This window comes from Dermacoccus sp. NHGro5, assembly GCF_017565385.1.
In the GTDB taxonomy this organism is placed as follows: domain Bacteria; phylum Actinomycetota; class Actinomycetes; order Actinomycetales; family Dermatophilaceae; genus Dermacoccus; species Dermacoccus nishinomiyaensis.
The window spans coordinates 110,075-134,088 of sequence record NZ_JAGEKQ010000026.1 but is presented as its reverse complement, the minus strand read 5'-3'; the positions used below and the strand labels follow the sequence as shown (position 1 = coordinate 134,088).

General features: G+C 69.2%; 15 protein-coding genes, 2 pseudogenes and 1 riboswitch. Of the genes and pseudogenes, 1 reads left to right on the top strand and 16 read right to left on the bottom strand.

From position 1 onward, the window contains the following. A pseudogene (locus J4Z35_RS11590) lies at positions 1-181 on the bottom strand (IS3 family transposase); the annotation flags it as partial. Positions 182-232: 51 nt separating this feature from the next. On the opposite strand from J4Z35_RS11590, the pseudogene J4Z35_RS11585 reads away from it, so the two are divergent. Further along, positions 233-367, top strand: a pseudogene (locus tag J4Z35_RS11585) (ISL3 family transposase); the annotation flags it as partial. 542 nt (positions 368-909) lie between these two features. On the opposite strand, the gene J4Z35_RS11580 reads toward J4Z35_RS11585, so the two are convergent. The 15 genes from J4Z35_RS11580 to J4Z35_RS11510 form a co-directional block, all read right to left on the bottom strand. Then, positions 910-1,473: a hypothetical protein gene (locus J4Z35_RS11580; protein ID WP_143181249.1), complete on the bottom strand. Its 564-nt coding sequence runs from the start codon at positions 1,471-1,473 to the stop codon at positions 910-912. A gap of 5 nt (positions 1,474-1,478) precedes the next feature. Beyond that, the gene (locus J4Z35_RS11575; protein ID WP_253184095.1) at positions 1,479-2,384 is read right to left on the bottom strand and encodes a tyrosine-type recombinase/integrase; all 906 of its coding nucleotides are present in this window, start codon (positions 2,382-2,384) and stop codon (positions 1,479-1,481) included. 131 nt (positions 2,385-2,515) lie between these two features. Then, positions 2,516-4,168, bottom strand: a complete 1,653-nt coding sequence (locus J4Z35_RS11570; RefSeq protein ID WP_074040515.1) for an RNA polymerase sigma factor — start codon at positions 4,166-4,168, stop codon at positions 2,516-2,518. Positions 4,169-4,471: 303 nt separating this feature from the next. Continuing rightward, positions 4,472-4,834, bottom strand: a complete 363-nt coding sequence (locus J4Z35_RS11565; protein ID WP_006946612.1) for a universal stress protein — start codon at positions 4,832-4,834, stop codon at positions 4,472-4,474. Positions 4,835-4,903: 69 nt separating this feature from the next. After that, on the bottom strand, positions 4,904-6,076 hold the full coding sequence (locus J4Z35_RS11560) for a homoserine O-acetyltransferase (protein ID WP_074040516.1): 1,173 nt from the start codon (positions 6,074-6,076) through the stop codon (positions 4,904-4,906). 34 nt (positions 6,077-6,110) lie between these two features. After that, positions 6,111-6,219: riboswitch (SAM riboswitch) on the bottom strand. An 89-nt stretch (positions 6,220-6,308) separates the two neighbouring features. Further along, positions 6,309-7,247 carry a hypothetical protein gene (locus J4Z35_RS11555; RefSeq protein ID WP_131940816.1) on the bottom strand — a complete coding sequence of 313 codons (939 nt, stop codon included), beginning with the start codon at positions 7,245-7,247 and terminating at the stop codon, positions 6,309-6,311. 271 nt (positions 7,248-7,518) lie between these two features. Next, on the bottom strand, positions 7,519-8,205 hold the full coding sequence (locus tag J4Z35_RS11550) for an EcsC family protein (RefSeq protein ID WP_062258704.1): 687 nt from the start codon (positions 8,203-8,205) through the stop codon (positions 7,519-7,521). Positions 8,206-8,332: 127 nt separating this feature from the next. Further along, positions 8,333-9,262, bottom strand: a complete 930-nt coding sequence (locus J4Z35_RS11545) for a PAC2 family protein (protein WP_062258718.1) — start codon at positions 9,260-9,262, stop codon at positions 8,333-8,335. A 73-nt stretch (positions 9,263-9,335) separates the two neighbouring features. Beyond that, on the bottom strand, positions 9,336-9,779 hold the full coding sequence (locus J4Z35_RS11540; protein WP_006946632.1) for an HIT family protein: 444 nt from the start codon (positions 9,777-9,779) through the stop codon (positions 9,336-9,338). 20 nt (positions 9,780-9,799) lie between these two features. Further along, entirely contained in the window at positions 9,800-13,762 is a 3,963-nt protein-coding gene (hrpA, locus tag J4Z35_RS11535) for an ATP-dependent RNA helicase HrpA (RefSeq protein WP_074040518.1), read from the bottom strand. A 70-nt stretch (positions 13,763-13,832) separates the two neighbouring features. Further along, positions 13,833-15,086 (bottom strand): DUF445 domain-containing protein, encoded by a 1,254-nt coding sequence (locus J4Z35_RS11530; RefSeq protein WP_083603914.1) that lies wholly within the window; start codon positions 15,084-15,086, stop codon positions 13,833-13,835. A 167-nt stretch (positions 15,087-15,253) separates the two neighbouring features. Further along, positions 15,254-16,564, bottom strand: coding sequence for a hypothetical protein (locus J4Z35_RS11525; protein WP_074040519.1), 1,311 nt, complete (start codon positions 16,562-16,564; stop codon positions 15,254-15,256). Beyond that, entirely contained in the window at positions 16,561-19,401 is a 2,841-nt protein-coding gene (locus J4Z35_RS11520; protein WP_074040520.1) for an AAA family ATPase, read from the bottom strand. The genes J4Z35_RS11525 and J4Z35_RS11520 overlap by 4 nt, the downstream gene beginning before the upstream one ends. A 301-nt stretch (positions 19,402-19,702) precedes the next feature. Next, positions 19,703-20,899, bottom strand: a complete 1,197-nt coding sequence (serA, locus tag J4Z35_RS11515) for a phosphoglycerate dehydrogenase (RefSeq protein ID WP_074040542.1) — start codon at positions 20,897-20,899, stop codon at positions 19,703-19,705. A gap of 163 nt (positions 20,900-21,062) precedes the next feature. Further along, positions 21,063-23,990 carry a vitamin B12-dependent ribonucleotide reductase gene (locus J4Z35_RS11510; RefSeq protein ID WP_074040521.1) on the bottom strand — a complete coding sequence of 976 codons (2,928 nt, stop codon included), beginning with the start codon at positions 23,988-23,990 and terminating at the stop codon, positions 21,063-21,065. Between the last annotated feature and the right edge of the window lie 24 nt (positions 23,991-24,014).

Here is a 24,014-nt window from a genome sequence, read left to right as displayed (position 1 = left end):
CGTCCTTCAGGCCGGCGTCGACGCGGTGTTGCGAGACCCAGCGGCGCAAGGTTTCACGGCCCACGTCGACCTTCGGTGACACCAACGCGACGGCCTTGGTGACGGACCCGGCTTCCTCGACGCGGTCCAGGACCATCCGCACCGCGCGGTCCTTCACCTCGGGATCGAACTTCTTCGGCATGAACAACATCCTCTCGAACTCGAAAGGAAGCGGCATCACACCCGGGACGCTTCAGAGGCCATCAACGGCCGGCTCGAGCACCTTCGCGGTTCCGCCCTCGGCTTCCGGAACCTCACGCACTACGTCGCCAGATCGCTCCTCGAAGCCGGCGGATTCAGACCGCTCCTACACTCTCATTCGCGATGAGCCCGGATAGCGTGCACTGCTTGAAACGACGAAACGCCCGCCACCTCGAGGTGAGGTGGCGGGCGTTCATCGAGCCCAGTGAACTGCTAGCCCGTCTTAGATGCTTGGAACCCATCGCTGAACACCCCGCGACTGAACCCATGCCCCGCCGGTTAAAGCAGCCCCAGGGGAAGCACTCATTCGATTCGTGTCTATACACGTGCTGCAGAAACCGCGAACCGATCGCTTCGAAGCTACTCGCGTGCAGGAACCACGGACACACGACATACGAACAGGGGTAACAGCCTTATTGCCCGCCATCGGGCACGACCTCTCATAGAAGAAGGCTCCATCTTCCCACGCCGGAACCCGCCATCACGACACGCCCGCCACCTCGAAAGGTGACGGGCGTTCATCGTGGGGCTATGCACCCCTCGGGCTCTTGGATCGTTCGACCCGCAGGGGAGAGACAGATTCCGGTGTACGGGTTCCGGTGTTCTCAGGCGTGCGACGGGTGCGGACAGCCGCGCCGGCCATTCGTCGCGTAGTCACATGGCGGACACTCAGGCCCATGCACCACCGTGCGGTCGACGTCGCAATGCCCCAGCGTCCACGATGACGCGAGAGGTCGCCCGCAGCGCCAGCCCGCGAACCGCCCCCCGCCTGCACCGGACCCATGGCGTAATCACGGGATCCTCTCCTACCCGCACGATGGTCCACAGGTCGAACGGCGTCTGCCCACGCAGCCACCGCCCTCCGGTGCTCGGTAGACCGCGGGACCATTCATCGAGGCGCCGCGCCCAGTCGACGAGAGCGGCGTCGTCGAGTGGGTCGTCACCCAGTCCCACTCCGAGGTAGGCCTCGTGTTGCCAGGGCGTCAGCTTCAGTTGATCGCGGGGCGCCCACTTGATCGTGCTGTGCACGACGAAGCGCGAGGTGTCCAGCCGCACTGCGGTGCCCAGCTTGGGCAGGCCACCCTTGTGCCGTTCGTCGCAGCGGATCACGATTTCGTTGAGGTAGCCCTGCCGCTTCCCCTGCGCTCGGATCACTGCCAAAGCGGCATCGATCTCAGGCATGAGGCGCTTACGACGCCCCACCAGTTCGCGAATGGATTCCGCGTCGAGCATTTCCGTCACAGTTCCCCCAGGTTCAATCGTTTGGCTTCTTCGGCAGCGCGGGCCGCAGCTTGGGCGCGCGTGTAGCGCATGAGCATGTCGGGCCGCGTCCATCCAGCGACGGCCATGAGCCCGCCCTCACTGCCGCCGGCTGCGAGCCAGCGGTGCGCGGCGGTGTGGCGAAGGCGGTGAGGGTGGAACCCCTCGATGCCGGCCGCGTCCGCACGAAGACGCAACGTCTTGTGCAGCGCATCGTACGAGAACCCCTTGCTTCGATCCCCGAGCCACAACTCGGGCCGTGAAGCGAGAGCGTGCCCCCGGCGAAGGCGCATGTAACGGTCGATTGCCTGCCCTGTCTGCGGGCCGAACGGCACGACGCGCCCCTTGCCGCCCTTGCCGCGGCGAATGACGAGCGTCTGCTCCCTCAGATCGACGTCATTGACATGGATCGCGACCACCTCGCCCGCGCGCGCGCCGGTTTCGATCATCAAGCGCAGGATTGCCTCGTCCCGGCGGGCTCGCAGCTTTCGGGCGGCGGTTGCTTCGCCCGGAACACGACAGGCGCGAAGCAGCGCCTTGAGTTGGTCGGCGGTGAGCGGCTCGATGACTTTCTGGTCGAGCTTCGGCGCCTTGACGCCGATGAATGGATCTGCGCTGAGCTCGTCCTCCTCGGCGAGCCATGAGGTGAACCTGCGCACCCCGAGTTGGCGAGCACGGACGGTCGCAGCCTCGCGCCCCGTCTCGCCCAGGTGCACGCAGAAGGCGCGCAAGGTCGCCCGGCTCAGCGGGTCGGCCTTGCGCGCCTCAGCGAACGCGACGTACTGCTTGACGCCCTCGGTGTAGGACTTGATCGTCTGCGCCGAGCGTCTGTCGGCCTTGAGCGCAAGCTCCCAAGAGATCAGCAACTCACGCAGTTCGGGCACGCTCAACTCTCCGGGCATGCCTCCAGTCTGAGCGATACCCCGACTAGGAGCGCTGTGCACCCTTAGAGTTCACGACGTAAGGCGAAAAAGCGCCGGAATGACGCGGATTTCTGCCTCGCTACCCGTCTGGCTCAGTCCAGGTAGTCGCGCAACACCTGCGAGCGCGACGGGTGACGCAACTTGCTCATCGTCTTGCTCTCGATCTGACGGATGCGCTCACGCGTCACGCCGTAGACCTTGCCGATCTCGTCGAGCGTCTTCGGCTGGCCGTCGGTGAGGCCGAAGCGCATCGAGACGACGCCCGCCTCGCGCTCGGACAGCGTGTCGAGCACCGAGTGCAGCTGCTCCTGCAGCAGCGTGAAGCTGACGGCGTCCGCCGGGACGACGGCCTCGGAATCCTCGATGAGGTCACCGAACTCGCTGTCGCCGTCCTCACCGAGGGGCGTGTGCAGCGAGATGGGCTCACGGCCGTACTTCTGGACCTCGATGACCTTCTCGGGGGTCATGTCGAGCTCCTTGGCCAGCTCCTCCGGCGTGGGCTCGCGGCCCAGGTCTTGAAGCATCTGACGCTGCACGCGAGCCAGCTTGTTGATGACCTCGACCATGTGCACCGGGATGCGGATGGTGCGCGCCTGGTCGGCCATGGCACGCGTGATGGCCTGACGGATCCACCACGTCGCGTACGTCGAGAACTTGTAGCCCTTGGTGTAGTCGAACTTCTCGACCGCGCGGATGAGGCCGAGGTTGCCCTCCTGGATGAGGTCGAGGAAGAGCATGCCGCGACCCGTGTAACGCTTGGCCAGCGACACGACGAGACGCAGGTTGGCCTCGAGGAGGTGGTTCTTCGCGTTCTTGCCGTCCGAGGCGATCCACCACAGCTCGCGCTTGAGCTTCATGTCCATCTTGACGCCCGACTCGAGCTTCTGCTCGGCGAACAGGCCGGCCTCGATGCGCTTCGCGAGCTCGACCTCCTGCTCGGCGTTGAGCAGGGCGACCTTGCCGATCTGCTTGAGGTAGTCCTTGACCGGGTCGGCCGTCGCACCTGCCGTCACGACCTGCTGGGCCGGCGCGTCATCCTCGTCACCCGGACGCAGGACGAAGCCGCCCTTCTCGTCTTCGGCCTCGCCGGCGGGCTTCTTCGCCTCGTCGACCTCCTCGGCGCCTGCCTCGACGTCCGTCACGACGACGTCGTCGATCTCGACGTCCTCGGCGACGACCTTGTCCGGCTCGCCAGCGGATGCTTTCTTGGCGGTGGTCTTCTTCGCGGTCGTCGACTTGGCCGCGGTGGCCTTCTTCGCCGTCGCCTTCTTGGCGGTGGTCTTCTTGGCGGCCGCCTTCTTCGCGGGGGCCTCACTCGCCTCGTCGGCGGTGACGTTCTCGTCGAGCTCGACGTCGGTCTCCGCCTCTACGGCCTTCTTCGCCGCCGTCTTCTTGACGGCAGCCTTCTTCGCGGTCGTCGTCTTGGCCGCGGTGGTCTTCTTCGCGGCAGCGGTCTTCGTCGCCGTCTTCTTGGCAGTCGACTTCTTCGCCGCGCTCTTGCGCCCGGTCGTCGTGGCGACGGCCTGGGCCGCGTGAACCTCGTCGAGCACAATCTCGATGCCCTCGGCCCCCAGCGCCTTCAGCACCGCCTTCTGCTTGGCCATGGAGATCTTCGCTTCTTCGAGGGCGGTCTTCAGCACCACGCTGTCGACCGTGCCGCTCGCGCGCCCCTGCTCGAACAGAGCAATGACCGCGGGATGGTCGATGTCCGCGGGAAGCGCGGGGGTCTGAGCCGTTTCGGACACTGAGGTCACCAACTACCTTCCGAGAGTGCACAACGCATCGGGCAGGCGCAATCGCGCGCCGAGCGCTTCGTACGAGGGAAGAGACGAACCACGGGGGCGGGATCCGACGAGAGCCGGTTGCCCGAGACTCACCTGAGCTCGCCTGGCACCGTGGTGCCTGATTCGATCCCCCGCGTCGCTTCTTTCACCATTATAGAACTCTGGGTCGAGAACCGCAGAATCACGGGGTTCAACGCCCCTGCGTGCGCGGGTGTTCCCGACCTGACGCAAGCGCGTCAGGCCGGGGTTGGGAGCAGCGCGAGATCAGTGCGCTGTGGGCTTGACCGCGAGGACGGGGCACGGCGCGTCGAGCAGCAGCCGCTGAGCGCTCGAACCGAGGATCAGCTTGCCGACGGGCGTGCGGCGACGCAGCCCGATGACGAGCAGCGCCGGGTCGAGTTCGGCCACCTCGTCGAGGATCACCTCGACCGCGTCCTGGCCCTCCTCCACCTGCACGACGCGGCCGCCGACCGCGTCCGCACTCTCCTGCGCGGCAGCGCGCGCGTCGTCGCTCGGGACGGTCGAGACGAGTACGAGCGGGCGCCCCAGCACACTCGACTGACGCACGGCCTCGGCCACCGCGGCCTCACCCTCCGGGCCCGGAGCGAAACTGACGACGACGGACATGCGCAACCCCTGTTCTGCGACTGTGGCGATCGGCTCACACGCTACCCGAGGTGCCGCGAGCGCCCGCCGTCACGCCACGGGACGGACGCGGCCCGCCTCGGCCGTGAGCGGCCGAGCGATGACCTCGCGCACGAGCGCCGCGATCTGGTCGGCCTCGATGAGGAAACCGTCGTGACCGTGCGGCGAGTGGATGAGACGCAGCCGTCCGCGCCCGTGAGCCCGGACGATGTCGGCGGAGGCACTGACCGGGAACAGCCGATCGGAGTCGACCGCGGCGACGACGAGCTCACCCCCGAACACCCGAAGCGCAGGCTCGATGCCGCCGCGGCCGCGGCCGACGTCGTGCGTCGCCATCGCCTGCGTGAGCCGCACATAACTCATGGCGTCGAACCGCGCGACGAGTTTCGCGGCGTGGTGCTCGAGATAGCTCTCGACGGCGAACAGGCCGCCGTCGAGCGTGCGGTCCGCTCCCTGCGACTCGCGCCCGAACCGCTCCTGCAACTCGTGCGCGCTGCGGTAGGAGGTGTGCGCGATCTGGCGGGCGAGCCCGAGCCCCGACGTCGGGAAGACGCCCTGCTCGAGGTAGCCGCCACCCCGGAAATCCGGGTCAGCTTCGATTGCCCGCACCTGCGTGTGCCCCCACGCGATCTGGTCGGCGCCCGCCGCCGCGCAGCTCGCGACGACGAGGGCGCGCTGCACCCGATGCGGGAAGGTCGCCACCCACTCCGCGGCGCGCATCCCGCCGAAGGAGCCGCCGATGACAGTGTGGAAGCGCGCGATGCCGAGAGCGTCGGCGACCCGCGCCTCGGCGCGCGCCTGATCCCTGACGCTGACGTGTGGGAAGCGCCCGCCCCACACCCGGCCGTCTGGTGCGAGCGACATGGGGCCCGTGCTGCCGCGACAGCCACCGAGCACGTTGATCGCCACGACGAACAGCTCGTCGGTGTCGAGGGGCGCGCCGGGGCCGATGAGACCAGGCCACCACCCCGCCGTCGGCTGCCCGGGGCCGACCGGCCCGACGACGTGCGAGTCTCCGGTCAGGGCGTGCTCGACGAGGACGGCGTTGCTCGCGTCGTCGTTCAGCTCGCCCCAGCACTCGTACGTCATGACGACGTCGGGCAGGGCGGCGTCGTTCTCCAGCGTCAGGGTGCCGATGTGGACGGCACGTGCGTGCGGGTTGAACCCGTCGTCGGTGAGGGGCGCCGCGGAGTCGGCCACGGCGAGGCGACGGTGCGAAACCATGACGTCCTCGATTCCGAGGTGGGTCGCAACCCACCTCTCGCGCTTGCCGCCCACGGGCGGCCCTGTCGTCACCCGGGGCACCCCGCCGCGAGGGAGGGTTGCCGCTCAGCAAGCCGGGGCTTGTGTCGCTGAAACTCTTGACCTGCGACACAGTAGGCGGCCCTGCCCGCGGCTTCCATCGCCCGCGCGGCGACGTCCACGATGTGGCGCGCTCCCACAACCGGCACGCTCGTCAGGCGACGGAACTCTGCCGAGCCTTCGTGTGGAGCGCACCGACGGCCTGCTCGTACGACAACCCCGTGCCTGTGATGTCGCGCAGCAGTTGCCCCAATGACGTCCGTCCGATGCGCAGCGACGCCGCGGCGCACGCACCGGCTCCTCGCAGGTCGCCTTCGCGCCAGGTCGCGGCGGCCTCGAGGGCCTTCCACGCGGCGCGGCCGTGGCGCGGCACGAGCGGCAGCCAAGTTCGCAGGCACGCGCTCGTCATCAGCGGGCCAGGCTCGCCGAGCGGCGTGCCCGGGCTCAGCAGACGGAACAGTTCGGGTGCGACGCACAGGAGGATCTCATCGCGCGTCGGGCCGTCGACGACAGCGTCGGCGAGCACCTGCAGGTCGGCGCTGCGGGAGCGTCGCCGGGTGCCCGACGCGGTGTCGGGGACGTCGCACAACCGTGCCCAGGCGGCTCGGACGTCGACGACGCTGGGAACGGGGCGCGCGGTGGCGGCCATGGCCTCGCCGCCGCGGCGGACGTCGCGAAGCTGCTCGCGGGTCTGCTCTGACAGGGACGGGATCTCGTGGATCGCGCCGTCACAGCAGCCGAGCTCGCATTCGATGGCCCACCAGTGCTCGTCGCTGGCACCGAGGACGTGGTGCAGCGGCACGCGGCGCTCGATGCGTTTCGCGAGGGCCGCGATGTCGACGCGGCCCGGCTCGCAGCGATAGGCGATGGCGATGGCGGCCTGCGCACCCATCGTCGCGCGCCGCTCAGCGACGACGTCGAGCATGTGCGCCGTCTCCCCGTCGCACGCATCGTCCGCCCAGCCGAGCACCCCCGCGAGCGCACCGTCACGTTCGAACAGGACGATGACGGCGCCCGCCCCCTCGGAGCCGACGAGATCGGGAAGGGCTGCCACCAGGGCGCTGAGGCCCTTGAGTCGTGTTGTTGTCTTCATGCCCCCAGCGAAACCCATGACGCCACCCGCGCGCTGACCACGAGCCACAAACCTGTGGACGAGGCATCCTGCGGGCCGCGAAACGGGCCGTAGCCGTCACACCTGTGGGTGAGTGGGCCGTTCGAGCAAGGCCAGGCGGGGGTTCGCGGCCCTCAGATCGTCGCCCGGAAGCCCGTTGATGCGCACGGACGACACATCGCCGAACCGGCCCGGACACGCCGAACGCCACCCGCCGAAGACGAGTGGCGTTCGGGGTGGAATCAGGGCGACGTCAGGCTGACGGCGGGATCTGCGCGACGAAGTCGCGACGCGCCGACTGGGCGATCTTGCGGATGAGGACGACATCGAGGCCGCCACCGATGAAGCCGCCCGCCACGGGGATGAGGCGCGGAATGCGCGTGAGGAAGCGACGCCCCACCTGCGAGCCGAGACGGAACGCAACGGACTTGTTCACGACGGCGAGCGCCGCCGGCGGCAGCTTGCGCGTGGCGACGTTCGTCGCGACGCCACCCGTCATCGGGCCGAGGCCCTTGAGGACCTGCGTCGCGTCCGCACCGATGAGGTCGAGCAGGATCGCCGAGCGCACGGCTGGGTCGTCGACGTCGTGACCGTTGATGGCGGCGATTGCCGCGACCATGCGCGTCGCGACGGTGTAGAAACCGATGACGTTCGCGGGCAGTGCCACGGGGAGCGTGACGAAACCGCCGAGGTTGGTGAGGAAGCCGTTCGCGCCCGCGAGCTTCGTGTGTGATGCGACGACGTCGTCCATCGCCGCTTCCTTGGAGCCCGCCTTCTTCATCGCCTCGTCGGCGACGGCGCGGGCCGACTTGAACGTCGCCACGCCCCCGATGCCCACCGAGATGAGGTGCTGCGCCAGGGTGTTGGCCGTCGAGTCGAGCATGCCCGACGGTTTCTCGGGGGCTGCAGGAGCCTTCTTGTCTTGACCGAATCCGAACATGAGGTGATCCTCCCAAGTTGGCGGGGGCCCGGCAAGCCACCGCAGGGGTGGCCGCAGCCAGGCGAGCGTTGCGAAGCCCGCGTGGCCGTCGGCTCAGACCGACGGCCGGCGAGAAGCGCTCGCGGGCTCACAACGAGCCCTTGGTGCCCGGATCCTCTCCCTCGGCGCGCAGGAACTGCTCCAGCTCGGCGCCGATCTCGTCTGCGCTCGGCAGGTCGTTCATCTCGGCGGCGAGGAGCGAGCGTCGACGACGACCCTCGGTGAAGGCGTCGTACTGCCGCTCGAGGCCCTCGACGACCTCGGTGACCTCGTCGTTCTCGCTGATCTGCTTGGCGATGTCGACGCGATGCAGCCCGGCGATCGCGGCGAGCTCCTGAGCGGGGATCGCCAGCCCCGTCAGCCCGCAGACGGCCTCGAGCGCGGCGAGCGCGGCGTCCGCGAACTCGACCTGCGTGAGGTAGTGCGGCACGTGGATCGCGAAACCTGCGGTGTCCATGCCCGCCTCGGCGAGCCGGATGTGCATGAGCCCTTCGGCACTCGAGGGAACCTGGACGTTGCCGAAGAGCGGCTCGTTCTCCGTCAGCAGACGCTGATCGGAGGCGAAACGCGTGAAACCGACCGGGCGCGTGTGCGGCACGGCCATCGGGATTCCGTGCGCGCTCACCATGAGCGAGACGCCGAGGTTCGCCGCGAGGATGCGGACGGCCTCGCTGACGCGCTCCCACTGGTAGTCGGGCTCGGGGCCGGCGAGCAGCAGGAACGGCGTGCCTTCGGCGTCGACGAGGCGGTACAGCACGAGAGCCGGGTCGTCGTACTCGCTGTAGCGGTCGCGATCGAACGTCATCATCGGGCGGCGACCGCGGTAGTCGAGCAACTGGTCAACGTCGAACGACGCGACGACCGTGTGCTCGAGCGTGCCCAGCATGTGCGCCGTCATCAACTTCTGCGTGTTGCCCGCGTCGATGAAACCGCCCAGCGAGACCACGAGGGTCGAGGCGCTCTGCTCGGCGAGCGGGGTGTCGGTCTCGATGCGGAACAGTTGCGTGGGATCAAGCACGTCGTACTCCTTCGTCAGGTGCTCACCGTTCAACGCCCCGCGCGCGGGGATGATTCCCCCACGCCGCGGCCACTCAGGTCTGCGGCGACGCGGCGTCCGGAACGGTCTCGGCATGACCGTCGGTGCGCAACTGCGCCCGCAGCGCCTCGGCATTCTCGGCGAGGATCTGCTGGTCCTGGCCGCGCGTGACGGCGTGCGGGTCGAACTCGGCCGGGCTCTGCGTCGGCCACACGTGCAGGTGCAGGTGCGGCACCTCGTACCCCTCGACGAGCAGGCCGACGCGCTGCGCCTGCCACGCGCGCTGCTGCGCCTGACCGATGATCTGCGCGACACCCGTGAGATGCGCGAAGATGCTCGGCGGCGCCTGCGTCCATTCGACGATCTCCCCGCGCGGCACGACGACCGTGTGCCCGTCGGTGATGGGGTCGATGACGAGGAACGCCACGCACACCTCGTCCTGCCAGACGAAGTGCGCCGGGATGTCGCCGTCGATGATCTTGCTGAAGATGCTCGCCATGGCCTCCAACCTACGCCCGATCAGCGGGCCTCCGCAGCGTCCATCGCCTTGTAGATCCGCTTCTCGGACACCGGGTGAGCGGTGCCCAGACGCTGCGCGAACTGGCTGACGGCAAGCTCCTCGATCATCCAGCGGATGTCGAGCACGTCGGCGTCCCCACGGCGCTCGGGGCGCAGCCCGGCGACCATGTCGTCGTACTCACGTCGGACGGTCGCGACGAGGTCGGCGCGGTCGGCGTCACGCACGAGATCGGTGACGCCCTTGTCGAGCCGCTCGAGCATTCCCCGCACGTAGCGATCGAGGTGACCGAGGCGCGCCAACCCGGTCTCGGCGACGAAACCGGGATGGATGAGCGCGACGAGGTGAGCGGCGACGTCGTCGTGCAACGCCTTCGCCGCGGGCGCCGTCAATCGTGACAGCCCGAGCTGCACCTCGGCGGCGTGCTCGAGCACGGGCGCGAGCTTCTCGGCCGCCTCGAGCACGAGCGGTGCCACCTGCTGACGGATCGCCGTGAGGGCCGCGTCGAACTGCTCTGCGTCGCGCACTTCGCGCCCGGGCATGCCTTCGATGACGGAGTCGACGGCGGCCGCGAGGACGTCGTCCATGAGGGCGTCCATCGAACCGTGCGGGTTGTTGCCGAGCGCGAGCTTCTGCCGGTTGCTCATGAGGCCGAGGATTCGCTTCCACGGCACCTGCGTGTTGAGCAGCAGCAGACGGCGGGTGCCGAGCCGAGTGGCCTGGCGCGCCTCGGACTCGGTGCCGAGCACCTCGACAGCGACGTCACGGCCGTGGTCGACGACAGCCGGGAAGCCCGTCATCCGCTGGCGGCCGGCCGACTTCGTGAACTGGCGGGGCAGCTCACCGAACGTCCACTGCGTCAGCCCCTGCTGCTCGAGGTCTCCGGCCGCCTTCGCGATCGACTGACGCAGACGCCCGGCGAGTTCGTCCTGCAGCGCCGCGAGATCCTTGCTCTCACGGATCTTGCGGCCCCGCTCATCCTCGACCCTGAACGTGACCTTCAGGTGGTCGGGCAGCTTCCCCGGGTCCCAACTCCCCGCGGGCACACGTACCGAGGTGAGACGAAACAGCGCCTCGCCCAGCTCGTCGGCGAACGGGACCTCACCCGGGCGACCCTGGGCATCCATGAGCGCCAGCGCCCGCCGCGCATGGTCGGGAGCCGGGACGAAGCTTTGTCGGATGTTCTTCGGCAGCGACTTCACGAGGGCCGTCGCGAGTTCCTCACGCATACCGGGCACGAGCCAGTCGAACCCGTGATCCTCGACCTGGTTGAGCACCAGCAGCGGCACGTGCACGGTGATGCCGTCGGCGTCTGCACCCGGCTCGAACTGATACGTCAACTTGAGCCTGAGACTGCCTTGCCGCCACGACTTCGGGTAGGCCGACTCGTCGACGGCGTCCGCGTCGTCGGCGACGAGCAAATCCTCGGTGAAGGTGAGCAGGCTCGGGTTCGTGCGACGCTCGTTCTTCCACCACCGGTCGAAGTGCGCCCCGGAGACGATGTCCGCCGGGATGCGCTCGTCGTAGAAGTCGAACAGGACGTCGTCGTCGACGACGAGGTCACGCCGTCGGGCGCGCGCCTCGAGGTCGGCGAAGCGCGCGCGCAGCGCCGCGTTGTCCTTGAGGAACTGGTGCTGCGCATCCCAGTCACCCTCGACGAGAGCGTGACGGATGAACAGGTCGCGAGAGACCTCCGGGTCGATCGCGCCGTAGGCGGCCTTGCGGCCCGCGACGATCGGGATGCCGTACAGCATGACCCGCTCGGACGCGTAGGCCCCCGCGCGCGAGCGCTCCCAGTGCGGTTCGGCATACGAGCGCTTGACGAGGTGGGCGCCCGCCCGTTCGATCCAGGCGGGGTCGACGACCGCGTTGGTGCGCGCCCACATGCGGGTCGTCTCGACCAGCTCGCCCGCCATGACCCAGTCGGGTTGGCGTCGGAACAGCGTCGAGCCGGGCTGGATCGCGAAACGCGCCTGGCGGGCGCCGAGGTACTCGCGCTTCTCACGATCCCGCAGCCCGACGTGGCTGAGCAGACCCGTGAGCAGCGCCTGGTGGACGGCATCCTCGCTCGCGGCGTTGTCGCTCATGAACAGCTTGGCCTGCTTGCACGCCGCCTTGAGCTGACCGTGCAGATCCTGCCATTCGCGCAGCCGCAGGTAGTGGAGGTACTCGCGCTTGCACAGGCGCCGGAAGGCACTGCTGGACAGTTCGCGCTGCTGCTCGCGCACGTAGTTCCACAGGTTGAGGTAGCTGAGGAAGTCGCTCTTCTCGTGCTTGAACCGGGCGTGCTGCTGATCCGCCTGGGCCTGCGCGTCCGCGGGGCGCTCACGCGGATCCTGGATGGACATCGCCGCGACGATGACGAGTACCTCCCGCAGCGAGCCGTTCTCGGCGGCGGCGACGAGCATGCGTCCGAGCCGCGGGTCGACGGGCAGGCGCGCGAGGGTGCGGCCGGTCGGAGTCAGCTTCTTGCGCGGCCCCTGAGCGGTGGTGTCGAGGGCGTGCAATTCCTCGAGCAGCGCCAGGCCGTCCTTGATCTGGCGGGCGTCGGGCGCGTCGACGAACGGGAAGCGCGCGATGTCGCCGAGGCCCAGGGACGTCATCTGCAGGATGACGCTCGCGAGGTTCGTCCGCAGGATCTCGGGGTCGGTGAACTCCGGGCGGGACGCGAAATCCTCCTCCGAGTACAACCGGATGCAGATGCCGTCGGCGACACGGCCACACCGGCCGGCGCGCTGACGGGCGGAGGCCTGCGAGATCGGCTCGATCGGCAGACGCTGCACCTTCGTGCGCTGGCTGTAGCGCGAGATGCGCGCGGTGCCGGTGTCGATGACGTAGCGGATGCCCGGCACCGTCAGCGACGTCTCGGCGACGTTCGTCGCCAGGACGATGCGTCGCCCGTGGTGCGGGGCGAAGACGCGATGCTGCTCGGCGGCGGACAGGCGCGCATAGAGCGGCACGATCTCGACGTCGTGACGCGCGCGCCCCCAGTCAGCGCCCTTGAGCGCGTCCGCGGCGTCGCGGATCTCGCGCTCACCGGAGCAGAAGACGAGGATGTCCTGCGCCGAACCGTCACCGCTGCCTGAGCGCCACAGCTCCTGTGCGGCCTCGACGATGCCCGTCACCTGATCGACGTCCTCGAGCTTGGGGTCCTCCCCCGGCTTGCTCTGCGCGAGCTCGCGCACGAGGGGGCGATACCGCGTCTCGACGGGGTAGGTGCGCCCCGAGACCTCGATGATCGGCGCGGGCCCGTCCGGGCCGGCGAAGTGCTCGGCGAAGCGCTCCGGGTCGATCGTCGCGGACGTGATGATCACCTTGAGATCGGGGCGCCGCGGCAGCAACTGCTTGAGGTAGCCGAGGATGAAGTCGATGTTGAGGCTGCGTTCGTGCGCCTCGTCGATGATGAGCGTGTCGTACTGACGCAGATCCCGATCGCGTTGCATCTGCGACAACAGGATGCCGTCGGTCATGACGCGCACGCGGGTCTTCTTCGACGACTCGTCGACGAAGCGCACCTGATAGCCGACCGTCTCACCGAGCGGCGACTCGAGTTCTTCGGCGAGCCGCTCGGCGACCGAACGCGCCGCGATGCGTCGCGGCTGGGTGTGGCCGATGGCGCCGGCGCGCCCGCGCCCCAGTTCGAGGCAGAACTTCGGCAGCTGCGTCGTCTTGCCCGAACCCGTTTCGCCCGCGACGATGACGACCTGGTGGTCGCGGATCGCCTCGAGGATCTCGTCTTTAGCCTCGACGACAGGCAGGTGGCCCGGGTAGCGCAGGACGTACGACGCTGCTTCCGATGTGGGGTCGGGGATGGCCTCGGCGGCCAGGGCCGGTTCGTCCCCTCGGGGCGACGCGTTCGCTCTGCTCCGGCGCGGCCTGCGCCGGCGGGACGATGAGGCGAGCGGCGGCCCGGGCGTCGCCGGATCGCCGTTCGAGGAAGGTTGCGAAGGTCTTGGAGTACTCACGATTCGCTCACTTTCTCACGCGCGCCGGTGATGGCCGCGCGCGTTCGGGCAGGGCCCAGCGCCCCCGCCGTCAGGGCAGGAGCTGGCTGAGCGTGTAGATGAGGAGGCCGACGAGGCCGCCGACGACGGTGCCGTTGATGCGGATGAACTGCAGGTCGCGCCCGACGAACGACTCGATGCGCTCGGAGGCGTCCTGCGCGTCCCAGCGCTCGACCGTCGAGGAGATGAGGGCCGTGATCTCGTGGCCGTAGCCCTCGACGCCGGCGGCTGCGACGTCCTCGAGGCGACGTTCGAGGCTCGCGTGGAGCGCGTCCTCGGTGCGGATGCGCTGCGCGAGCGCCCGCAGGTGGTGGACCATCCGCGCCCGCAGCTCGCCGTCGGGATCCATGAGAGCGTCACCGAGCATCCGACGCACCGACGACCACACGTTCAGGGCCGCGTCGGCGACGCTGGGGTGGGTGAGGAAGCGCTGCTTGAGGTTCTCCGCCTGCTGCTGGGTCTTCTCGTCGTGCTGCAGGTCGTGCGCGGCGCGAGCGAGGAACGCGTCGATCGCGCGACGCATCGCGTGATCAGGTGTGTCGCGCACCTCCGCGAGCCACTTGACGATCTCGAGGTGGATGCGGTCGACGACGGCGTCGTCGAGCCACTGCGGCGACCACCACGGCGCCTTCGCCCCGACGATGCGCGTCACCGCATCCTTGTTCTCGCTCACCCAGACGTGCATCTCGGTGATGCAGACGTCGACGAACCCGTGGTGCGTGCCGTCCGCGACGACCCCTTCGAGCAGGTGCCCGGCGAGTTCGCCGATGGGCTCGCGCTGCAGACGCGGGATGAGGACGGCGTCGAGGAAGTGGCGCACCTCGTCCTCGTCGAGGCTCTCGAGCGCCTTGTTGAGCTGCGGGGTGATCTGGGCGACGAGCCGCTCGGCCTGACCGGGGCGCTCGACCCAGGCCGCGACGCGTCGCGGGACGTCGACGCCGCGGATGCGCTCACGCACGAGATCGGGGGTGAGGAAGTTGGAGGCGACGAACTCCTCGAGGCTCTTGCCCAGCTGATCCTTGCGCGTCGGGATGATGGCCGTGTGCGGCACCTTGAGACCGAGGGGGTGACGGAACAGCGCGGTCACCGCGAACCAGTCGGCGACGGCACCGACCATCGCAGCCTCGGCCGCCGCGTTGACGTACCCCCACGCCCCGCCATGGCCGTGCGTGAGGATGTAGATGACGGCCGCGAGGACGAGCAGCCCCGTCGCCACGAGGCGCATGCGACGCAGCGCAGCACGGCGCTCGAGATCGGCGGGGGCCAGGTTCATCGTCGTGGACACGCCGCCACGATAGTCGGGCTCTCGCTCGCGCACCGCCTCGACGGCACCGGGTTTCGCTCAGGGCGCACTGCGGACGCCGGTGCGTGGCGGCCGCGGGGTGACGTGCGCGGCGTCTCGGGTGACAGGAGACGCAGGGGGCGTGCGCAGCCGCAGGAGCTCGGCGCCCGTCACCCGCACAGACGCCGCACGTGCGCCGCGAGATCGTCGAGGCCATCGCTCAGCTCACGCCACGACGCGTCGAGGTCGACGTGCCACGAGTGGACGCTCGCCCGCGTCGCCGGCATCCGGATGCGGCTCGCCGGGCGGCGCCGCGCGTGGGCATAGACGACGAGTGCTGCGTCGAGGTCGAGCGAGGCGGCCTGCACCATGACCGGGAAGAACGCGGCCGCGTCGTTCGCGACGGCGGCGGCCGGGTCGCGAGGAGTCCGCGCGGTGTCGCGACCTCCGCCCGTCATGAGGTGCAGCGGGTCACCCGTGCGGCGGGGCACGTCGTCGTCACCGAGGTGGTAGCGGGTGCCGATGACGAGGCGGGGGCCGCTCGCGTCACGCACGAGGATGTCGGCGGTAGCGCGCAGCGACGCGGCGTCGTCGAGCGCGAGCTCCTCGGCCTGCTCGACGCGATGCGCGGGCCACAACCGCGCCCGCAGCTCGGTGGCGACGAAGCGCAGGAAGACGAGGTCGACGTCGACGAGGAACGCGTTCGCACCGCGCTCACCCGCGTCATGACGGATCGAGAAACCGTCGATCGCGAGACGCGCCAGACCCATCGCGTGCTCGTAGTGCGCATTGAGCCGCGTCATCGGGATCTCGAGCGCCAGCTCCCGCGGATCGGCGTCGGCGACCCCGTCGAACCGCGCGAGCAGCTCGACGGCGAGACGCCGCGTCTGCGGGCTGAGGCCGGGGGCGCCGAGCACGCGGACGACGGCCGCGCGCAGCAGGTGGTTCTCGACGACGTCTGACGTGAACTCCTCGAACCGGCACACCGGGGCGCCGACTGTCCACGGTCTGCGGGCGAGCTGGTCGACGAGCAAGCGGCCCCGCAGCGTCGAACTCTCCTCCTCGCGCGTGCGATACCCGTGCAGCAGCCCGCGGCGGGTCGCCGCCTCGACAGCGCGCAGGACGACGAGCGCCGAGCCGCCGAGCAGTTCGCCGTCACCCGCGAAATCGCTCGTCTCACTCCCCCACGCGATCGACGCGTCCTGTCCGCCGAGCATCGCGAAGATTGATGCCATCGGCACGCGTGGCACGATGCGCACCTCGAAACCGGGAACGCTGACCGTGCCGACCCACGACGTCGTCTCGACGACGACGGCCTCCGGATCGGCCGTGGCGAGCAACCTCACCCGGTCCGAGCCGACCGAGAACAGGGCGCGACGCGCACTGCTCGGCACGCGGACCGGCTCCGAACGCGAGTGCTCCGCCAGGGTGAGGCGAACGCGCTCGTCCGGCGCGAGGGCGCCGGCCGCGAGCGCCGTCATGACCCCTCGGGCGCCGCGTCGTTCGTGGCGCGCGCCGCGTCGTCGTCAGCATGCGCAGCCTGGGCGTGCCGTTCGAGCACGGCCTCCCAGGTGAACGTCGCGAGCACGTCCTCGCGCCCGTAGAGCTGATCCTCGATGAACGGGTAGACGCCGTACTTCCAGATGCGGGCGAGCGCGGCGTCGTCGAGGTCGCGCACCATGAAGTGGCTGTGGCCGATCTGCAGGTGCGGGCCGCGCAGGATCTGACGCAGCTCCTCGTTGACCCGATCGACGACGCCCGCCACCCACACGGGGCCGTTCTCGCGCTCCAGCCAGCGCGCCAGCAGCCCCTCCATCGGGCCTTCGTGCGGCATGAACGGCAGGAAGTGGAAGCGGCGTCGCAGCGCAGCGTCGACGAGGGCGATCGATCGGTCGGCCGTGTTCATCGTGCCGATGAAGTACAGGTTCGAGGGCAGCTGGAAGCCCTCGTCGGGCCGGTAGCTCGTCATGACCGACTGCGAGCGATACTCGAGCAGGAACAGCAGCTCACCGAAGACGCGCGGCAGGTTCGCGCGGTTGATCTCGTCGATGACCATGATGTGCGGCGTCGTCGGGTCGGCCTCGGCGGCCTCGGCCATGAGCGCCAGCGGCCCCTTGCGCAGTTCGTAGACCATTGCGCCAGCGGCGTCGAGACGCGGGCGGAAGCCCTCGAAGAAGTCCTCGTACGACGTGGACGGGTGGAACTGCACGACGGCGCGCTTCGTCGGGTCGGGCTGCAGGGCCGCCGCGAATCGCTGCGCCATGAACGTCTTGCCCGTCCCGGGCGGACCGTAGAAGATGAGCTGCTTCTTGTCCTGCAGCAACTCGTCGATCTCGCGCAGGAACTCCTCGTCCACGAGCAGATCCGCCGCCGCCTCGGCGACCAGATCTCGTTCGGGGTCGACGCTCGTCTCGCCCTTGCGCAGCAGCCACAGCGCGAACTGCACCTGCCCCCACGGGTCGTTCGGCAGCAACGGTTCGAGCTTGCCGCGCAACCGGTCGGCGGCGATGACCTGCAGCCGACCACGCGACAACTCGCGCCGACGCGGCAGGACGACACCGAGCGCCTGCGCGAGAGCGACCTTGCCGTCACGCCCCGTCATCGCGTACACGGGCAGGTAGCGGTGCGGGTGCGCGATCGCCAGGAGCTTCATCGCGACCGCCTCGTCGAGCGAGACCTCATCGGCGCCCTCGGGGTCGATGACCGCGTCGATGCGGTCGGCGTCATCGCCCTCACCCCACAGCAGGTGCGTGACGGAGCGCGCGAGGTTCTCGAGGCCACGCGCATCGAGCGCGGCGAGGCGCGCGTCGAGGACACTGTGCGTGCCCGTCGACCCGTAGGCGCCGCCGGCGATGATGCGCTTGAACGTCGCGAGGTCGAACGCGGCGAGCGCCTCCGCTTCGAGCGAGGCCGCGAAGGTGCGGCGCTGCTCGACGTGCCACTGATCGCGCTCCGCCGGGTACGGACGGTCGGCCAGAAAGGCGCGCAGCGCGATGGCGAGCTCCTCGTCGATGCCCTCGACGGGCGCATCGGAGCCGCGCATCGTGTCGACCAGCGGCAGCACGCGGCGCACGGTGTCCTCGACGTCCGCGGCGAAGCTGCGCCGCCCCACCCCGTCGGGGTGCGGGAACCAGCGGCCGACGAACACCTCGCCACCCTCGTACGACGCCCCCGTCGGCGTCAGGCGGTCCGGCGCGCCGGCCGGGCCGAGATGGATGAACTCCAGACCGGCAGGCAGGTTCTGTTCGAGCCGCGAGCCGAGCTCCTCGTGACGTTCGGCGCCCGCCGCGGGATCCCAGCCCGACATCAGCCCGACGGCGATGCCGGAGCTCGTCATCCACACGCGCAGGGCGGGCGCTCCCCCGCTGCTCGCGGGCAGCAGCCACGTCGAGTGCGAATCGCTGCGGTAGGCCGCGCGCGAGGACGCCTCCGTCCGGGTCTGCAGGCTCGTCTCGGCGAGCTTGACGCCGGTGGCGCGCTCGAGCTGCTCGTGCAGGCTGCGCGCGACCAGCGCGGCATGACCGCGCAACTGCAGCGCCAGGGACGCGGCGCGTGCCTCCGACTCGCCGTCCGGATAGCCGACGCCCTGCTCGAAAGTACGGTGCAGTTGCGTCGACTCGGTCGCCAGCGCAGGCAGCGCCGCGCCGAAGCCGACGAACGACGGCTTCTCGCCCAGCGCCGTGACGACGCGCTGCGCCCGGTAGGCGTCGGCGGGGCTGAACGCACGGCACAGCGTCACGAAGTCGACGTAGCGCTCGGCGTGCGTGAGGTGGCGCCCCATCCACCCCAGGGTCGCGAACGCGTCCGCCCCACCCGGCCACAGCACCGGCCAGTCCCCCTGGCCGGAGGTGGCCCACACGAGCGACAGGAACGTCGGCACGCGCGCGAGATCAGGCCCACCGGATCCGATGACGTCCTCGAGACGCGCGATCGACGTGCCCGCCTCGTCGAGCGAGGTCGGGGTGACGAGCACCTTCGCCAGCACGTCCTCGAGCTCGCCGAGGCGGTCCTCGCAGTGCGCTACGACGCGCGGCAGCCAGTGCCGCGCGAGCGCGCCGGCCCCGACATATGGGCCCGGCCGCGCGCCCCACTGCGCGAGGGCCTCGGCGAAGCGTTCGATGTCGGGGCGGCGGATCATCGCCTCGACGTCAGCCCTCAGTTCGACGTCGCGGGCGTGCGCGAGCGCGTCGAGCTGCTGCCACGACGCGACGAACGCGGGGTCGGCCTCGACGTGCTCGGCCATGAGGTCGTACGTGCTCCGCCACCGACCCAGATCGGTCTCGCGCTGGCCATCCGCAGCCTCGTCGGACCACGTCATGGGGGCTTGCATCACACCGTCACTCCCGGCACGGCGAACCCTCAGCGAGGGCCGCCGTCACCTGCGTCGAAGGGGGCATTCGGCGACGCGGAGCCTGCGGCTGCGGCGTCGTCGGTTCTGCCGGTCAGTCTAGCCTGCGACTCACCCTTCGGACGGTGTGCGTCCGGTGGCTCGAGAGGACGTCCGAAGGCGCCGGCGCCCACGCGATGGCGCGGGTACGCGCTTCGCGTGGGCGGTTCGTGGGCCGCTGACGCTGCACTCGTACACCGTCGCGGGACGGGTCGCGGCAGGTCGGTGCGGCTCAGCGCACGACGCGCAGCCTGATCGTCTCCGGCATCGCGCGCAGCTGGTCCAGGACGGCGTCGGGCAGCTGGGAGACGACGTCGGTGACGACGTAGCCGGTGTCCGCGGCGGTGTCGAGCATCTGACCCTCGATGTTGACGCCGTGCTCGGCGAGGATGCCGTTCATGCGCGCCAGCGCACCCGGCACGTTCTTGTGGAAATGCACGATGCGGTGCTGACCCGGGCGCTCGGGCAGGTTGAGCGACGGGAGGTTGACGTTGAGCGTCGTCGAACCACGCTGGACGTAGTCGCGCAGCTTCGCGGCGACGAACCGTCCGATGTCCTCCTGCGCCTCCTCCGTCGAGCCGCCGATGTGCGGCGTCAGCACGACGTTGGGGATGCCCTGCAACGGTGAGTCGAACGGATCGCCCTTCTTCTTGGGCTCGGTCGGGAACACGTCGACCGCCGCACCGGCGATGTGACCGGATTCGAGATGCGTCTTGAGCGCGTCGTAGTCGACGACGAAGCCGCGCGAGAGGTTGAGGAACAACGAGCGCGGGCGCATCGCGGCGAACTGCTCGGCGCCGAAGAAACCGGCGTTGCCGGAGCGCCCGTCGACGTGCAGCGTGATGACCTCGGCGATCGACAGCAGCTCCTCGAGCGACGAGCAGCGTGTCGCGTTGCCGAGGGCGAGCTTGTCGTCGGTGTCGTAGAAGTAGACCTGCAGGCCGAGCATCTCCCCGACGACCGACAGCTGCGAGCCGATGTTGCCGTACCCGACGATGCCGAGCTTGCGGCCGCGGATCTCGTGGCTGCCCTTCGCGTCCTTGTGCCACACCCCGTCGTGCAGCGCGCGGTCCTTCTCGCTGAGGCGACGCGCCATCATGATGATCTCGGCGATGGCGAGTTCAACGACCGAGCGCGTGTTGGAGAACGGTGCGTTGAACACGACGATGCCCCGCCCCGCGGCGTGCGCGAGGTCGATCTGGTTCGTGCCGATGCAGAAGGCCCCGATCGCCTGCAGGTCGGGCGCGTTGTCGAGCACGCGCGCGCTCACCTCGGTCTTGGAGCGGATGCCGAGCAGGTCGACGCCCTGCAGCGCCTCGATCAGCTCGTCCTCGTCCATCGCGCCGACGCGCATGTCGACCTCGAAGCCGGCCTCGCGCAGCAGCGCCTCCCCCAGGGGGTGCACGTTCTCGAGCAGCAGTGCCTTCACGGCCGGTTCCTTTCGCTGGCGGTGACGACGACCTGACGCGTCGCTCACATCATGAGACTTCATCGAGGCGATCGCGGGACGATCCATCTCAGTGGACAAGACGGCAGGCGCCGTCGATGACTCCCGTCACCGGCGACGCCTGCCTTCATGCCTCAGCGAAGCGTCAGCTACAGCCGGAGGTGCTTCCGCAGCCCTCGCACACGTAGCAGCTACCGGCCGGACGCATCTTCGTCCCGCACGTCATGCACATCGGCGCATCCGCGGCGTGACCCTGGAACTTCTCGAGCAGCTCGGTGGAGCTGTGGATCTCGTCGCTCACCTCACGGGCCGAGGCTGCACCCGAGCCCGAGATGACCTCGTCGGCGTGCTCCTCGTCCGACGTCGTCGGAGCTGCCGGCGCAGTGGTACCCGCGCGCTCCTGACGGGCCGGGGCGGCCGTCTGCGAGTTCGACTCCGCGTCGAAGCTCTCGTCGTCGCCCTCGCTCGGAGCGTAGGAACCCGTCTCGAGCTGACGCGCACGCTCGGCCGCGGTGTGGATGCCCATGAACGAGCGCGTGTCGAAGTCGAGGTAGTCCAGCGCCAGGCGGCGGAAGACGTAGTCCATGATCGACTGCGCGATGCGCACGTCGGCGTCGTCCGTCATGCCGGCCGGCTCGAAGCGCAGGTTCGTGAACTTCTCGACGAACGTCTCGAGCGGCACGCCGTACTGCAGGCCGATGGAGACCGCGATCGAGAACGCGTCCATGACACCGGCGAGCGTCGAACCCTGCTTGCCGAACTTGAGGAACAGCTCGCCGAGGTCACCGTTCTCGTACGTGCCGGCGGTGAGGTAGCCCTCCGCGCCGCCGACGGCGAACGACGTCGTCTGCGACGAGCGACGCTTCGGCAGACGCTTGCGGACCGGACGGTACTCGATGACCTTCTCCGCAGCCGGGGTCTCGGTGCTGGTCGCGGCGGGCTCGGACTTCTTCTCCGCCTTGCCGTCGGACAGCGGCTGGCCGACCTTGCAGTTGTCGCGGTAGACCGCGATGGCCTTGAGGCCGAGCTTCCAGCCCTCGAGGTGCACCTCGGCGATATCTTCGACGCTCGCGGTCTCGGGCAGGTTGACCGTCTTCGAGATGGCGCCCGACAGGAACGGCTGGCAGGCGGCCATCATGCGCACGTGGCCCATCGGCGAGATGGCGCGCGCACCCATGGCGCAGTCGAAGATCTCGTAGTGCTCGGGCTTGAGACCGGGCGCGTCGATGACGTGGCCCTTCTCGGCGATGTGCTCGACGATCGCCTCGATCTGCTCGTCCTGGTAGCCCAGCTTCTTCAGTGCACGCGGGATCGTCTGGTTGACGATCTGCATCGAACCGCCACCGACGAGCTTCTTGAACTTGACGAGCGAGAAGTCGGGCTCGATACCCGTCGTGTCGCAGTCCATCATGAAGCCGATCGTGCCGGTCGGGGCGAGGACGGAGGCCTGCGCGTTACGGAAGCCGTTCTTCTCGCCGAGCGTGACGACGTCGGCCCAGGCCTTCGTGGCGAGGGCGTGGATGTCGCTCGCCATCGCACCCACGTCCTTGTGCGACGACAGCTCGTCGTTGGCCGCGCGGTGCTTGCGCATGACGCGGTTGTGCGCCTGGCTGTTCTGGGCGTAGCCGGCGTAGGGGCCGACGACGGCCGCCATCTCCGCGGAGCGCTTGTAGGCGGCACCCGTGAGCAGCGAGGTGATCGAGGCCGCCAGGGCGCGGCCACCGTCGGAGTCGTAACCGTGGCCCGTCGCCATGAGCAGTGCACCGAGGTTGGCGTACCCGATGCCGAGCTGGCGGTAGTCGACGGTCGTCTTGCCGATCGACTCGGTCGGGAAGTCGGCGAAGCAGATCGAGATGTCCATCGCCGTGATGACGAGTTCGACGACCTTGGCGAACGTCGCCGCGTCGAACGTGTCGTCTTCCTTGAGGAACTTCAGCAGGTTGAGCGAGGCGAGGTTGCAGCTCGAGTTGTCGAGCGACATGTACTCCGAGCACGGGTTCGACGCCGTGATACGGCCCGTCTCGGGGTTCGTGTGCCACGCGTTGATCGTGTCGTCGTACTGCACGCCCGGGTCGGCGCACTCCCACGCGGCCTTGTTGATCTTGTCGAACAGCTCACGCGCATCGACGGTCTCGATGACCTCACCGGTGTCGCGGGCGCGCAGACCGAAGCTGCCGCCGTCGACGACCGCCTGCATGAACTCGTCGTTCACACGAACCGAGTTGTTGGCGTTCTGGTACTGCACGGAGACGATGTCGCGGCCACCGAGGTCCATGTCGAACCCGGCGTCACGCAGCGCGCGGATCTTGTTCTCCTCGCGCGCCTTCGTCTCGATGAACTCCTCGATGTCGGGGTGGTCGACGTCGAGGACGACCATCTTGGCCGCGCGACGCGTCGCGCCACCGGACTTGATAGTGCCGGCCGAGGCGTCGGCGCCGCGCATGAAGGAGACCGGGCCGGATGCGGTGCCGCCCGAGGAGAGCAGCTCCTTGGAGGAGCGGATGCGGGAGAGGTTGAGACCGGCGCCCGAGCCGCCCTTGAAGATGAAGCCCTCCTCCTTGTACCAGTTGAGGATCGAATCCATCGAGTCCTCGACCGACAGGATGAAGCACGCGCTGACCTGCTGCGGGCTCGCGGTACCGACGTTGAACCAGACGGGCGAGTTGAACGAGAACACCTGGTGCAGCAGGGCGTAGGTGAGCTCGTGCTCGAAGATCTCCGCGTCCTCGTCGGTAGCGAAGTAGCCGTTGTCGCGCCCGGCCTTGGCATAGGTCAGCACGACGCGGTCGATGAGCTGCTTGAGGGAGCTTTCACGCGCGTCGGTGCCGACGGCGCCACGGAAGTACTTGGTCGTGACGATGGTGGAGGCGTTGAGCGACCAGAAGTCGGGGAACTCGACACCCGACTGCTCGAAGATCGTCTCGCCCGTCTTCCAGTTCTGCTGGAGGACGTCCCGCTTCTCCCAGGTGACCTCGTCGTACGGGTGCACGCCGGGCGTGGTGAAAATGCGTTCGATCGTGACGCCGCCGGTGCGGCGTCCCGTCTTGGCGCGGGCCTTCGTCGTCTCGGTCATGACCGTGAGCCTCCTGGCAGGTGG